The organism is Microcoleus sp. N9_A1 (genome assembly GCF_036701795.1).
Lineage (GTDB): Bacteria > Cyanobacteriota > Cyanobacteriia > Cyanobacteriales > Microcoleaceae > Microcoleus.
In genome coordinates this window covers 1-14,192 of the sequence record NZ_JAUBRI010000061.1, presented here as the reverse complement: position 1 = coordinate 14,192, position 14,192 = coordinate 1, and the positions used below count along the sequence as shown (strand labels likewise).

Below are 14,192 nucleotides of genomic sequence, written 5' to 3'. Positions count from 1 at the left end.
GGCACTCCTAGCCTGTGGCTGAGCATGGTGCAAGATGTGTTGATATCAGATCCGATGGATTTCTCTTTACCAAAAAAAAACTCAAAACCAAGAAAAACCAATAAAAATGGGTAACTTGCAGCTTATGCTAATAGCGCAGCATTTGTGGGAATTAATTTTATTTCTGATTATTGTAGTCTGCCCGATTCCCTTAAGCTTGTCTCTGGCCTTCGAGAATCAGAACGAAAACAAGAACTATTCATTTCCCCATTTTCTCCTCGTACTCCTGACGGGATGGAGCATTGTACAAGTTTGTATCGGCTTGATTTTAGGAAGTGCCGAGCGACTAAATATTTCTGCGGTCATTATAGTAGAAATTCTGATTTGTGCGATCGGTTTCATCCTGATTTATACAAAAAACCACAAAACTTTTACCTTCTCGCAGTGGCAGATTCCCCAACTCAAGCAACCTTTGGGTAAATCAGAATCCCTAATTATTGTTGCTACCGCTGTTGCAGGAGTTTTGCTGTTGGAAACTCTAGCAAGCAAACCCACAACCAATTATGACTCATTGTGGTTTCACCTGCCTGCGATCGCCCGATGGGATCAAACCAATTCATTGACATTATTAGATGCCGCCGGAAATTGGATTTTCGATCACGAGCAAGCACGAGTATATCCCTACAATTGGCACGTTTTGTCTGCTTTGTGTTTGCTCCCCTTCCGAGAAGATTTTCTCACAGCTTTTCCCCTGCTAATTGCGTGGGTACTTGAGGGAATTGCCGTTTATCTATTGAGCGTAAAATTTGGAGCCACCCGAATTCACGGTATGGCAGCAGCATCTTTAGTATTGACAGTACCGATGGTGCTCAACCAAGTTAACACTATTCACCCAGATTTACCGCTAGCTGCAATATTTACAGCGGGTTTGTATTTAGGTTTATCTTATCATAGCAGCCGCTCGCAATCCGAACTATCCCTCTTTTTGGCAGCCGCAGGAATGCTAGCCGGAATAAAAATCACTGGGATAGTATATGCAGCCTCACTTTTAGGAGGATTAGCAATATTAGAAAGTAAAAGATTTGCGGTTAATAAAAATTCCACACCAGCTAATTTTACAATTCGCCATTTTCTCAAACCAGTGTTACTGTGCGGCATAGCTTGTTGCTTGCTTTTAGGAGGTTTTTGGTATACGAGAAACTTGCTGCAAATCAATTATCCTGTCGGCGAAGTCGGCGTTCTTAAAATTCCCTTACAGCCTTTTTCCTTACCGTCTCCCGTACCTGGGCCAACACCTCCGGTACAGCAGCCGCCCGCTTCGCCGTCTTTCAATGCTTGGCAAAGCACTTTAGCAGCTCAATTTAATCCCAGCAATATTTCCCACTGGCAAACTGTCGGCTTACAAATTATCATTAGATTGCAACTGCCCTTTCTGGCGATCGCACTTCAGGTCTTAGCAGCACCTCTAGCCTTGATCAAACATAAAACTAGAATAATCAATCAAAATAATATCATCTTAACCGTAGTTCTCGCCAGCACCGGAATTCTCTATTTTATTACACCTTACACCTCCGGGACGGCCGGAGAGTCGATCGGTCAACTCAGCCCTATACTCGGTTTTAACCTCAGATACGGATTTCCCTTTTTAAGCGTACTCGCCATCGCCGCAGCAGCTACAGCAACTCTCTTGAAAACTCCAAATCTAGTTGTTCTGGCAGTGGTGTTGGTTAGTGGTTTGTTCGGAATTACTAGCAACACAATTTTTGATTATATTAAAAATGCTTCTTTCACCGGAGATAGCATTGTTTGGGGGAGTTTGTTGATTGACAATTTTAAGTCTAATCCAGTAGAAGCTATTAATAGTATCGTAAAAATATTACGCCCCATTTGGCAAGATATATTACCCTATACGATATTTTATCTTGTGTCACTAGCGCTGGCTGCGATATTGTGGAAAATCAATCCTGGCTTCGGATGGCTGAATAATCTATTTCCCACCCGAAGAAAATCAATTTATATAGTAATAATTGGTGTGTGTATAGGATTGATAGTAATTGGTCATTGGAGGGAAAAGCGAGATTTTGCACGCACAGAGCTGTATCGTGGTATTTACGAGTATATTGATAAAAATACAGTACCAGATGAAAGAATAGGCTTCTTTTTAAGTTCGCGCAGCTACCTGTTTTACGGGAGAAATTTGGACAGACAAGTTTTATATGTGCCGTTTAGAGCCGATCGACTTTCGGCATGGATTGACAACCTGCGGCAAAATAAAATTAGGACTGTGGGATTCGGGCCGCTGACTGAGACAAACGCAGCTACCAGAAAAGCTTTATCTTGGCTGACAAGTGCCCAGGGCCCGCTGCAACCAGTTTTCGGTAAAAATTTTAATACTGAGTCGGTCTTATATCGCTTGAAAAATTAAAATATATCAGTTATAATTAGGAGTTACGAACGGGTGTTCAGAAACCGGGTTTTTCCACCCAAATACTTGCTTAGAACCGTCAATATCGGTTAAAAAACCTGGTTTATTTGTTCGGAGTGCGTAAGCCCTAATCATGAACCAAGCTAAAATTCTATTTTCAATTATTGTTCCGACTTACAATCGCCCCGATAAATTAGCGGCGTGTCTCCAGTCTTTTGTGGAACTGGAATATCCGCGCGATAATTTTCAAGTCATTGTCGTCAACGACAGCACCGAAATATCTCTAGAATCTACAATTTTTCCCTTTCAAAATCAGCTCAATCTCATACTTTTAACACAACCGAATTCAGGACCAGCAATAGCAAGAAATACTGGCTCTTTTGCAGCCACAGGCAAATTTTTAGTATTTACAGACGATGACTGTACTGTTGCCACAGACTGGCTGCAAACTCTAGAAACTAGATTGGCCAAAACACCAGACTGCTTAATTGGAGGTCGAATTATTAACGCACTTCCTGATAACATATATTCTACGGCAAGCCAGCAATTGATCGATTACCTTTACAGTTACTATAATGCTATTCCCGATCGCGCAAAATATTTCACTTCCAACAATTTTGCCCTTCCCGCTGACTCCTTCCAAAAAATCGGCGGCTTTGGCACAACTTTTTCCTTCGCTGGAGAAGATCGGGAATTTTGCCATCGGTGGCTCAATTCCGGCTGTGGCGCGGTTTACGCTCCCGAAGTTATAGTCTATCATGCCCACAAAATGACACTGCACAAATTTTTGCAACAGCAATTCAATTACGGTAAAGGTGCTTTTTTGTTTCAGCAAAATATTTCTAAAAGCGCTGAGAATTCCCGACTGCAACATCCATCCTTTTATTTCAATTTGCTCACTTATCCATTGGCGCACACACCGGGTATTAAAAAGCTATTAATTGCAGCATTGTTTTTAGTGTCACAGGCAGCAATTGCAGCGGGATTGTTCTGGGAAAAGAACAATTTTTCAGATAAGTAACACTAAATTAGCTTTGAGAGTCGGGGGTTTAAACCGCTACTACATAAACTTTCTTACCTCCCTAAAAAACTTATAAATCAAGATGATTAAATAAATCCGTGTTCTGCTAAGAATTCTGGTGTAATTGTTCCCGAACTGTTGATGGCGGGGGTTTCTTCCCAAGGTTCTGGATGCGATTTTGAGCCACTGCGGAGAAATTTGGCGACATATTTGCCGAGAATATCTGCTTCTAAATTAACTAAACTTCCTGGTTGCAAATAGCTGAGGTTTGTCTCACCAAAACTGTGGGGAATTACCGCAACTTCAAACCAATTTCCGTCAGCATCGCAATCTGCCACGGTTAAGCTGATGCCGTTGACGGCGATACTGCCCTTGGAAACGATGTAAGGTGCTATTTGACGTTGCCATCCCGAATTTGCTGTCGGTGGGGCTGTAAACCTCATCTCCCAAGCGTTGGCGGTTTGGGTGGATGTTGCTAAAGTGCCGATCGCATCTACGTGCCCCGTCACAAAATGTCCCCCCAATTTGCTACCGGCGCGCAGGGAGGTTTCTAGGTTCACCGAAGCATCGGGGAATGAACCCAGAGTAGTGCGGCGGAGGGTTTCTGGGGAAGCGACGGCGACAAAACCTTGCGGCAGAACTTCCACTACCGTCAAACAGACTCCATCCACGGCTACGCTGTCCCCAATGGCTAAATCTTGTAAAATCTGGTAGGAGTTGTTGGAGGTGCAGGAAATTTGGAAATAATCGTTGCCTAGCGACTTCAGCTTTCCGAGAGATTGAATTAGTCCTGTAAACATAAGTATTTTTCCGTAGTCGATCGCTTATTTACATCAAACCATAGGGACAAACCAGAGACAGGAGGTTTTGCCGTCCCCCTGTCCCCCGGAGTCAATCTAAAATCTCAAATCGACAGTCCCAGATCTGTTGCAGATTCAGGCGAAGATCAAGTCATACTGGATTTAGGTGATCTTTATGTCCAAGTTCTCTACTGCCTTACAGTTTCTTAATTCTATGAGGCCGATCGAATGATTGAAATGAAAGTCGCTGGAATTGCCTTAGATGCAGCCACGCGCAGTCCTATTGTCCTATTGAGAGACGCTACTGAGCGACGGGCTTTGCCTATTTATATCGGTCAGGAGCAAGCAAAGGCTATTATTAGCGCGATCGAAGGTCACAAGCCTCCTCGACCCTTAACTCACGATCTGATGGTCAATTTCTTAGAGGCATGGAGTCTTACCTTGGAGCGCATAGTTATTCACTCGCTGCAAGATAACACGTTCTATGCCGTGCTGATCGTCCGTCAGGGAGAAGTTAAAAAAGAGATCGATGCCCGACCTAGCGACGCGATCGCCCTAGCCCTGCGTACGAACTGCCCCATCTGGGTGATGGAAGAAGTCGTCGCCGATGCTTCGATACCTGTCGATCGAGATGCTGATGAAGCCGAACGCCGCGCCTTCCGGGAATTTATCTCAAACCTCCGCCCAGAGGATTTGATCAAGAGAAGCGGCTTTAGCCCCGGCGAAACTTCCTAACATTTATGCGCTATCGACGGTTTGGCAAAACGGAGTTGCACCTGTCTGTATTTTCCTTGGGAACCATGCGCTATTTGGCTTCTGAGGAAACTGCCTGTCAGACTGTACAACAGGCGGTGTCTATGGGAATCAATCACCTGGAAACGGCTGCAGGTTACGGTTGCAGCGAGGAATATCTTGGCGCGGCCCTTTCGGCCGGTTTGTCTGTCGATCGATCGCGCCTCCACGTCACTACAAAAATTTCCCCAACCGAGGATGCAGCAGCCATGGAACGCTGCATCGACGCATCCCTCAAACGCCTGAATTTAGACTATATCGACTGTCTGGCAATTCACGGTTTGAATACTTGGGAACATTTGGCGATTGTGCGATCGCCCACAGGCTGCATAAAAGCTGTACAAAAAGCCACCGCTGATGGCAGAATTCGGCACGTCGGCTTTTCGACTCACGGGCCTCTGGATCTGATTTTGGCGGCAATTAATACAGATTTGTTTGAATTTGTCAATCTGCATTATTACTATTTTTTTCAGCGCAACGCCCCGGCAATTGAACTCGCCAATCACAAAGATATGGGCGTTTTCATCATTTCCCCAGCCGATAAAGGAGGGCAACTCTACACGCCCCCGGAAACTCTCGCACAATTGTGCTCGCCTTTCTCGCCTTTAGAGTTAAACTATCGGTTTTTACTTAGCGATACTAGGATTGGGACTTTGAGTGTGGGGGCTGCAAATGCGACAGAATTAGAGCAACCCCTGAAATATTGCGATCGCGACTTTCCCCTCACCAACGCCGAAATCGCTGCGTTCGATCGGCTAGAATCGGTGATTGCAGCCACTTTGAAAACCGACAAATGCAGCCAGTGCTATGCCTGTTTGCCTTGCCCAGAAAACATCAACATTCCCGAAGTATTGCGACTCCGCAATCTCGCCGTCGGGTGCGACATGACTGACTTTGGCAAATACCGCTACGCCATGTTTGAAAATGCCGGCCACTGGTTCCCCGGCAACAAAGGCAACCGCTGCACCGATTGTGGCGAATGTTTGCCCCGGTGTCCCGAAGAGTTGGACATCCCAAACTTGCTCAAAGATACTCACCAGCGACTGGGCGGCAAAGCAGGCAGGCGGTTGTGGGATTGAAAAAAAGCTGAAGCAGGGAAAAGGGCGATCGCACCTGCCACCAAATACCGCACAGAAACTTGGTTTTTGGCTTCCCCTGCCTAAGTCTTGTCTTTAACTCCTGCAACAATTAGGTTAAACTCGTTTTTAAGTGAATTTACATACTGCAAGCAAAAATCCGGGTTTTTGAGCCTGGGTGAAAACCTAAAATTGAGCGAAAAAGTACCTCGGTTTTTGGGGATCAATACTGCCAACAGGCTTTCAAGAACATCCGACAGCATACTAATAACTAAATAACCAAATCTGGGTCAGCAGAATTCAAACAGTAACATTCTGATCGTTTATATGAATTGGCAGCCCGCATCTACTACCGATTTAGCATCTACTCCTATGGCTCAGACTCACTTAAACAACCTCCAGTCAGATTGTCCGCAGCCAACTACAGCAGTAAGTTCCGACAGATTTGCAGCAGTTGTCATGCCTTGCACTTACAATTTTTCTCTCACCCGCAAACAACTAATTGGACTCCTAGTTGTACCAATAATCTTGCCACTCGGACTTGCAGGAGCGGCGCTTTGGATGATATTGACAGCGCGAATTATCCAAGGGCAAAATCAAGCTAAATCAGAATTAATTGTTAGTGAAATTAACTATAATCTCAAACTCGATCGCGCTGCTGACCGTTTGCAAAACTCTTCCGATCGACTTGCGATCGCCCAAACAGCCATAGCTTATAACAGTGGCAAAAAATTACCATATTTGCCAAATTCTGTCAAGCAAATTCTGGAAAATCAAGTCAAAACAGGGGAAATACACAGTGCTGTTTTAGTGGGTAAAGATGGGAAGATAATTTTGAGCGTTAATCTCAACCAGGAAGGACAAAGTTTTAATCCTCGTAACCTAGCCTATCCAGTATTAGCAAAAAAAGAGCCAATTACAGCCAGCAAAACTCTGGTTAAATCGAAAATTCAGAAACAATTGCCCGCTTTGGCGTCTGGATTGAGCGAACGTGTCCTGGTTAGTTACACTGAAATTCCCGTAAAAAATCCCAAAAATCAGACAGTTATTGGTACTTTATTTCTAGGGAAAAATCTGAGCCAAATCCCGATGGTTGCTAGCAGTGAAACTGTCAATTCACTCGAAGGGGGATTTTACGCTATTTATGCACCACTTAATCAAGGCAAATATGTCTTGGTAAGTACACAAAACGTTACGAAAAATCAACTGTTGCCAGATTTACAGTCGATCGACAAATCGCTACTAAAATCGGCACTCGCCGCTCGTGGAAAACCAGTTGCTCAGCCAATAAAAATAGGCAATCAAACTTATACCGTAGCAGCAAAATCTCTAAACAATTTAGCCGGAAAACCCGCAGTAGTTTTAGTCCGGGGAATCCCCCAAACCTATCTGGGTAACAATTGGCTGCTGTTGGCACTGTGTGGAGGAGTTCTAGCGGTGCCAATCGCCTTGGCAATTGCAGTCACCCGCCGGATTGCCAAACCCGCTAACTCAGATTTGTCAACAGTAGACGGGAATTGGCCCTCTAACTCCAGCGCTGAAACGCCGCAGCGATCCCGGAAGTTTGATCTAATTTATGACAATTTAAATTTCTGCGAATTCCCCGATTTATTCCCTAAAAAATCGAGTTTAGATGGTCAATTAGCCGTAGATTTTCGATATAATAAAAAATTGGCGGCCGCTCGCCCGTTAGCGCAGCCCTCGAAGAGGATCGCAAATCCCCACATCCCGCTCGCTTTCCAACCCCTAGAATTGCCCGCCAACTCCGTCTCAAACCATTCGCGGCCGGCAAATACAGAAGTAGAAAAAAGCACGATCGCCTTAAATCTAGTCCAGCAAGCTTGGCAAGACTTAAATCGCCTCAACTGGGAATTGCAGCCAGAAATACTCGATCGCCAAAACACTCAAAAAGCCCTGCGAAAGAGCGAAGCACTGCTGCAAGCGATTTTAGACAACTCAACAGCAGTAATTTACATCAAAGATGTTGAGGGAAAATACCTACTCACCAACCGCCATTTTGACAATTTGTTCGACATCGCCAAAGAGCAAATAACAGGCAAAACCGACGGCGATATTTTTCCCCAAGACAAAGCAGCAGCCTTGCGAGAAAATGACCTGAAAGTTCTCGAATCCTCCTCGCCTCTAACCCTCGAAGAAATCATCCCTCAAGACGACGGCCCGCACACTTATATTTCTCTGAAATTTCCCCTCTGCAACTCTGAAGGTAAAGCTTATGCAGTCGGTACAATTTCTACAGATGTGAGCGATCGCAAAAAAGCCGAACTCACCCTAGAAAAAGCCAAAGCCGAACTAGAAATAGAAGTCGAACAGCGCACTCTATTCCTCAAACAAGCCAACGAACTCTTGCAGTTTGAACTCGCCGCCAGAGTCCGCGGCGCCATCACAGTCAGACAAATGACCGCCCAGGTAGCCCGACACGCCAGAACAGTTGACGGTATTCTCGGCGCTTCCCTTGACCTAATTTTTCTAGTAGATCGATCGGGAAAATACACCTATGTCAGCCGCACCGCCGCTCAAGCTGCTGGCATGAACCCCAGAGAAATGATTGGCAAAACCTGGCAGGAATTAGGCTGGTCGCCAACAATTATGCAGCGGGTTCACCACGAATGCCACGGCATATTTGCCACAGCCGAACCCGTGAAAGGCGAAGTAATTGTCCCCACGGCAAGCTGGGGAACCCGCGACTACGAGTACATTCTCAGCCCGCTTTGTGCGACAGACGGCAGCGTCGAAGCGGTGGTGGCGACACTGCGAGATATCACTGAACGCAAAGACGCTGAGGAAGCATGGCAGTTGGCCAAAGAAGCCGCAGAACTCGCCAACCGCGCCAAGAGTGCTTTTCTGGCAAACATGAGCCACGAGTTACGCACTCCCCTCAACGCGATTATCGGCTACAGCGATATGCTGGCGGAAGATGCCGAAGAGTTAGGCAACTTACAGGTAGTCTCGGATTTAGACAAAATTCGCACTGCTGGCAAACACTTGCTACGCCTAATTGACGACATTCTCGACATTTCCAAAATTGAAGCTGACAAGATGGAGATTTACCTCGAAAGCTTCGATGTTGGAGGCTTAATCGAGGAGGTGATCACAACTATCAAACCGCTAATGGATAAAAACGGCAATACTTTGCAAGTATTGAGTTCTGACAATATCGGCGCGATGCACGGCGATTTGATGAAAGTGCGGCAGGTAATGCTGAATTTGCTCAGCAATGCTGCTAAATTTTCTGCTAATGGGACGATCGTGCTTACTGTCGAAAGAATTACCAGTGAAGAATTAAAAAATAAATATCAACCGAGAGTTGCTCAACTGTTAATTTTGGATGCAGAATTTTTAATTTTCCGAGTGACGGACAGGGGCATCGGCATGACACAAGAACAGCAAGAGCGACTGTTCCAACCTTTTACTCAAGCCGACAATTCAACTACTCGCAAGTACGGCGGTACTGGTTTGGGACTGACTATCAGTCAGCGTTTTTGTCAGATGATGGGCGGCGATATTGAAGTTACTAGCGAGTTAGATTGCGGTTCTACTTTTACTGCTTGTCTGCCTGCTTCGTTGTTTAGGCGATCGGAATTTTAACAATTTTGCAGAAATAAAATATTATGAATTACCACAAATTTAGCCCCGAAAATCAATTTTGTCCCCGCAGACATAGCATTTTGACAAAAAGTTTATTTTTGTTCCTAATTGCCAGTTCTACCTGCATCACAGCCTTGCTGTGGGGACAATCTGCGGCGTATTCCCAGCAGCAGGTTTGTCCGACTGGTAACATTGCGAATTTGCCGCCGCCGCCGCTTTCGCAAGCCGAACCAAGCGTGCCGAGTCTGTGGTTAGCTGAAAAACTGTTTGGCGGCAAATTGCTCGATCGCTGGTTTGTCGATCGCGATAACGCTTTGGTAATCATCATCGTCAACCGCCAACTGTGGAGTTTGCTAGACTATATCGAACGCTATCAGTTTGTCAACCGCTTCGGCACGGTTTCGAGCGAATACGGTTACAATCTGCGAGTTTGCAACCGTCAAGGGAAGGCTTTGGCGGTTTATTCGTGCAAGGGCGATCGGCTTAACTGTAAAATAGATTTAGAATCTCTGTCAAATCCGGGGCTTCGAGGCAAAATCAAAGGATTTTAGTAGGGTTCGTCAGCAGCGAGTTATTTTCTGGATCATCGATAAATCAAGAGCTGACGCACTCTACATTTTAACTTTTCACTACTTGCCTAGTTTCTTGCCAGAGCGATCGATATTGCTGAATCCCCGCCTCCCCCAAAGGCAGCATAAAGTCGCTAGCAGCCAGAATTTTAGCAGGCGGCAACAACACGGGATTAGCGCGAATATCCGCAGGCAAATCCTCGGGTTTCATGCCAATAATTATCGGCGAACTAGCTTTGGCCAGCAAAGATAACTGAGGCGCAATTTGAGGCTGCAAGCAAAAATCAATCCATTTTGATGCTAACGAAACTGCTTTTTTCGATGCGGGTTCTACCCACAAATCCGTCCAAAGAGCAGTTCCAGAAACCGGAATTACTAAAGCAAGATCCTTTTGAGTTTGTAGCAGTGGCAGCAAGTCTCCAGAGGAACCGACAGCTAACCAAGTATCGCCTAAAACTAGCGGTTGCAGGTAAGCGTCGGAACTGTAAAGTTTAACTTGTGCGTGCAGATTTGTGAGTTCTTTTTTGAGGTTTGGAACTCGATCTAATTGCTGCGTATTGTAAGATTTTCCTAGTTTTTTTAAGGTTAAACCGATAACTTCTCTGGCGCTGTCGGGCAGAGAAATTCGATCGCGCAATTCTGGCTTCCACAAGTCACTCCAATCTGTCGGAGTCCACCCCAAAGCCTTAAATTTGTCGGTTCGATAGGCAATTACCGTACTTCCCCAGCGGTAAGGTGCTGCCCACACTTTACCTTGAGGATCTAATTTACCGTCATCGTTGCGCCGGACGAGTTTTTGCCATCTTTCGGGCAATTGTGACCAATTAGCAAGCTTAGCAGGATCGATCGGCTGAATCAATTTTTGCCTAATTGCCAAAGTCAGCCAGTAATCTCCCAACATCACCAAGTCAGCTTGATTTTTGGCTGCGGGTGTCCGTTTCCACTGCTGCAACAAAGCGAATAATTCTTTTAATTGTGCTTCTTGCGTTACCTGCAAAAGCGGAGACGGTTGTAAATCGCGGCTAAATTTGCTTACCAGTTGGGCCGGAATACCGTTTTTGAGCGATCGAATTTTGAGAATGGGCTTCGAGTCGCACCCTGCCGCCAATTGACTTAAAGTTAGGGTGGCTGCACCCAATAGCAAAGACCTTCGTTTCACCTGTGAACCCGTTTTATCTAAATATTAAGCGATCGTTTTGTGTTCTACAGCCCGGGAAATAATTGTTTGTCGAGTCCGGTAGTTGGCGCCGATTTGTCTTATTTCTTTTTCAAACACAGAGCCATTGTACTCGGTTCTGCTGCCAAGAGAGTCTGTTGGACTCTTGCCCTGATTTTACCTTCTACCTTATCGATCAAGCTTTCCGATGCGGAAAACTCCGTCAACTTAACGCCTAATTTCTCTGCCCCAAGTTCCTTTGAGCCAGTTTTGCTCGCCAGCCGGGTCGATCGACTGGATATGTGTTACATTTTTTAATATAACGAAACAACGAGAGCGCTGCCCTCTGCCGCTGGATGAGGTTTTTTACACAACCGAAGTGAAAAATCCTTTTTAAATCCGCGACAGCTTAATAACTAAAAAAAACTAAAAATCCATTCATTTGAATCCTGAAAGCACTGGCGAGAGCGAAGTCAATCTAATAGGACGCTCTGCAATCCGACTCTCAGGAACCCGACGTTTTAACTCTGATTGAAGGTTTGAACGAAGTATGGGGGTTAACCAACCCGGTTCCTGTGTCCAAGACTATGTAAAACCTAAAATCTAAAATCTACAATCGACTCACAAATGCCGATCGATTATCTTCAAGCTGGCTCCCTAAATCTACCGTCAGGATTGGGAACACAACAATTACGTCAAAAATTAAATAATTTAGTGATAAATCCAAGTTATGTAAAGATTTACCTAAAATGAAAAGATATAAGTTACGAGCCAAAGGATGATTGTATGGAAGCGCTCCGCCAGCAAGTTACAGTATTGACGCAACAAGTAGAAGCCATCTACAAACTCATAGAAAATCTCAATGAAAAGTTATTGGAGTCCTCCCAGGAGACGAAGCTAGCCCAGCAACAGAGAAACAATCGCTCTGGAACGGTAGGAAATGACAAAACCTCGCCCTATCAAAGCTACAGCAGTCTCGACGGCCTCCTCGAACACAAAGACATACTGTTAGATGACAGCTACTTCGACAAGAATTCTCAAAGCTTGGAAAAAGAGCTGAGCGCAGAAATTCAAATCCAGCGCTTAACAGCTCAGCTAACAGCAGCTTACAATCGAATTGCCGCCTTGGAAGAACAGTTGCTCTCCAAAAGAATGCACTCCCAACATCTAGGCGGGCATAATTAAATATTGCTAGCGGGGATCGGGTACTAATCAAAAAAAAATATAAGTTGCGTTGATGTATGCTCGTCTACTTATAGATTCATTGCATAGAGTTTTTTATCTCCCGCAATTAGCAGGGGGAATACTACATCAAAGTCAGATATTGTGTAGAAAATTCTGTAAATCTGAGAGCAGAAATGCTACAGAAAGTGATATAATTATTCAGCCCAAACAAAGCTGGGTGAGCAGCACAACCATGTTCGCAGCTCGATCGCCGCCTCTGAATTTTTAATGTTTAATTCCTAACATTCCTGGACGCACAGAAAACTAAAAACCCGGTTTGCGAGAGTATTCGTCGCTGCAAAACCCCAATATTTTCAATAAAAACCAGGTTTTTTGCCTCCAGGACTCTCTAATGTTTAATTTCACACCGCGAGGCTAAAGCTTCAACAGCTTGGAGGAGTTGAGTTGGAGTCCAATTTGCAGCCAAGCCACTGGCGATCGCACACGCTCCCGCACCGACACCTTCTTTAACATAACCGCGATCGTAAGCTTGCAGTTGCCCGTAGCAAGATCCAGCAAAACTTAACTGTGCAGCCAACAAAGGCACACCGCCGATATCCTTAGCGAGTCCTACCGTGTCCCCTGTAGGGTCTTCAGCCACCCAGCGCGTAGTCCCCACCGTGACTTGTTCCGGACACCAAAAGAGAGCATATTCACGGGCTAAGGCTTGCATCAAAGCGTACACTGCCAGCATTTGCGTACCCCCGGCCAGAAGCACCCCGCAAGTGCGACTCGCGGCGATCGCCATTCCCGCCACCGCTACCTGCATCGGATCGCCCACCGCCGCTACCAAATCCAGGGGAGTGCTATTTTCTCCGCCAATTTCCCACTCAGCATTATTGAGTCCCGCTGTCACCGCAGCCAATTTTTGACCGTGATTGCAGCGAGGATGAGAACTATTAACTTTGCCCGCCGCTGCAATACCCAAACCCATTAACACACCCAAAGCAGTAGTCGTTCCCCCAACTACGCACTCCCCTAAAATTAAATAGCTGCCATTAGTTTGAGCAGCCAATTTAGCTCCCCAAATTAATCCTTGTTCGAGCAAATGTTTGACTGTTTCGAGTTCTAAAGCATTCCCAGAAATCAGACACTTTGCCGCAGTGCCGCCCAAATCAATTGCAGGTACCGGAGGCGGGAGGGGTAAACCTGCATTAAACAGGTAAAGCGGAATTTCCAAAGCTTCGACTACAGCGCGAGATATTAGTACCGGCGAGGCACCCGCTTCTAGGGGCGGCAAAGGATATTGGGGCGACGGTTGCGGGCCGTTATACAAAAATTCTGCATCTGCCAAACAAGTAAATTGTCGATCGTGCGGGGTTGCTCCTGCTGCTGAAATCCCCGGAATTAAGCCTGTCGCGGTAAATCCTAACACGCAGGCAAATATCGGTTTTTGTCCCTGATAGCGATCGAGCCACCGCTGCCCCTGTTCAATTTTTGTATAAATATGAATCATAAATTAGTCAGTAAGTAGGTAGGCGGGAAAAAACATATCTATGTAACAAAACATTAAGTTACCTAATTGGAGTTAAACTTAAGACGTT

General features: G+C 45.5%; 10 protein-coding genes. 7 read left to right on the top strand and 3 right to left on the bottom strand.

The genetic code is table 11. The features are described from left to right. Nucleotides 1-106: 106 nt before the first annotated feature. Together QUA58_RS23570 and QUA58_RS23565 are read left to right on the top strand one after the other, a co-directional pair. Complete coding sequence (locus QUA58_RS23570; protein WP_333252281.1) at nucleotides 107-2,404, top strand: hypothetical protein; 2,298 nt, start codon at nucleotides 107-109, stop codon at nucleotides 2,402-2,404. Nucleotides 2,405-2,537: 133 nt separating this feature from the next. Then, entirely contained in the window at nucleotides 2,538-3,425 is an 888-nt protein-coding gene (locus QUA58_RS23565) for a glycosyltransferase (RefSeq protein WP_333252282.1), read from the top strand. Nucleotides 3,426-3,511: 86 nt separating this feature from the next. On the opposite strand, the gene ribE is transcribed toward QUA58_RS23565, so the two are convergent. After that, the gene (gene ribE, locus QUA58_RS23560) at nucleotides 3,512-4,225 is read right to left on the bottom strand and encodes a riboflavin synthase (RefSeq protein WP_333252283.1); all 714 of its coding nucleotides are present in this window, start codon (nucleotides 4,223-4,225) and stop codon (nucleotides 3,512-3,514) included. 228 nt (nucleotides 4,226-4,453) lie between these two features. Here ribE and QUA58_RS23555 point away from each other — a divergent pair, with 228 nt between their 5' ends. From QUA58_RS23555 to QUA58_RS23540, 4 genes are all read left to right on the top strand, one after another. Next, nucleotides 4,454-4,960: a bifunctional nuclease family protein gene (locus tag QUA58_RS23555; protein WP_006635481.1), complete on the top strand. Its 507-nt coding sequence runs from the start codon at nucleotides 4,454-4,456 to the stop codon at nucleotides 4,958-4,960. Nucleotides 4,961-4,965: 5 nt separating this feature from the next. Further along, on the top strand, nucleotides 4,966-6,096 hold the full coding sequence (locus QUA58_RS23550) for an aldo/keto reductase (protein WP_333396278.1): 1,131 nt from the start codon (nucleotides 4,966-4,968) through the stop codon (nucleotides 6,094-6,096). Between the two features lie 324 nt (nucleotides 6,097-6,420). Continuing rightward, nucleotides 6,421-9,699, top strand: a complete 3,279-nt coding sequence (locus tag QUA58_RS23545; RefSeq protein ID WP_333396275.1) for a PAS domain-containing protein — start codon at nucleotides 6,421-6,423, stop codon at nucleotides 9,697-9,699. A gap of 23 nt (nucleotides 9,700-9,722) precedes the next feature. Beyond that, a complete protein-coding gene (locus QUA58_RS23540) occupies nucleotides 9,723-10,250 on the top strand; it encodes a hypothetical protein (protein ID WP_333396273.1) in 528 nt (175 codons plus the stop codon). 67 nt (nucleotides 10,251-10,317) lie between these two features. Here the strand turns inward: QUA58_RS23540 and QUA58_RS23535 are convergent, their stop codons facing one another. Then, nucleotides 10,318-11,427, bottom strand: coding sequence for an extracellular solute-binding protein (locus tag QUA58_RS23535; protein ID WP_333396270.1), 1,110 nt, complete (start codon nucleotides 11,425-11,427; stop codon nucleotides 10,318-10,320). A 783-nt stretch (nucleotides 11,428-12,210) separates the two neighbouring features. Here QUA58_RS23535 and QUA58_RS23530 point away from each other — a divergent pair. Beyond that, a complete protein-coding gene (locus tag QUA58_RS23530; RefSeq protein ID WP_333252288.1) occupies nucleotides 12,211-12,609 on the top strand; it encodes a hypothetical protein in 399 nt (132 codons plus the stop codon). Nucleotides 12,610-12,997: 388 nt separating this feature from the next. On the opposite strand, the gene cobT is transcribed toward QUA58_RS23530, so the two are convergent. Continuing rightward, a complete protein-coding gene (gene cobT, locus QUA58_RS23525) occupies nucleotides 12,998-14,104 on the bottom strand; it encodes a nicotinate mononucleotide-dependent phosphoribosyltransferase CobT (protein WP_333252289.1) in 1,107 nt (368 codons plus the stop codon). Nucleotides 14,105-14,192 lie beyond the last annotated feature (88 nt).

Excerpts from the sequence above, each read along its gene's own strand:
- QUA58_RS23570 (WP_333252281.1), top strand. The coding sequence starts at position 107 with ATGGGTAACTTGCAGCTTATGCTAATAGCGCAGCATTTGTGGGAATTA.
- QUA58_RS23565 (WP_333252282.1), top strand. The coding sequence starts at position 2,538 with ATGAACCAAGCTAAAATTCTATTTTCAATTATTGTTCCGACTTACAAT.
- ribE (WP_333252283.1), bottom strand. The coding sequence starts at position 4,225 with ATGTTTACAGGACTAATTCAATCTCTCGGAAAGCTGAAGTCGCTAGGC.
- QUA58_RS23555 (WP_006635481.1), top strand. The coding sequence starts at position 4,454 with ATGATTGAAATGAAAGTCGCTGGAATTGCCTTAGATGCAGCCACGCGC.
- QUA58_RS23550 (WP_333396278.1), top strand. The coding sequence starts at position 4,966 with ATGCGCTATCGACGGTTTGGCAAAACGGAGTTGCACCTGTCTGTATTT.
- QUA58_RS23545 (WP_333396275.1), top strand. The coding sequence starts at position 6,421 with ATGAATTGGCAGCCCGCATCTACTACCGATTTAGCATCTACTCCTATG.
- QUA58_RS23540 (WP_333396273.1), top strand. The coding sequence starts at position 9,723 with ATGAATTACCACAAATTTAGCCCCGAAAATCAATTTTGTCCCCGCAGA.
- QUA58_RS23530 (WP_333252288.1), top strand. The coding sequence starts at position 12,211 with ATGGAAGCGCTCCGCCAGCAAGTTACAGTATTGACGCAACAAGTAGAA.
- cobT (WP_333252289.1), bottom strand. The coding sequence starts at position 14,104 with ATGATTCATATTTATACAAAAATTGAACAGGGGCAGCGGTGGCTCGAT.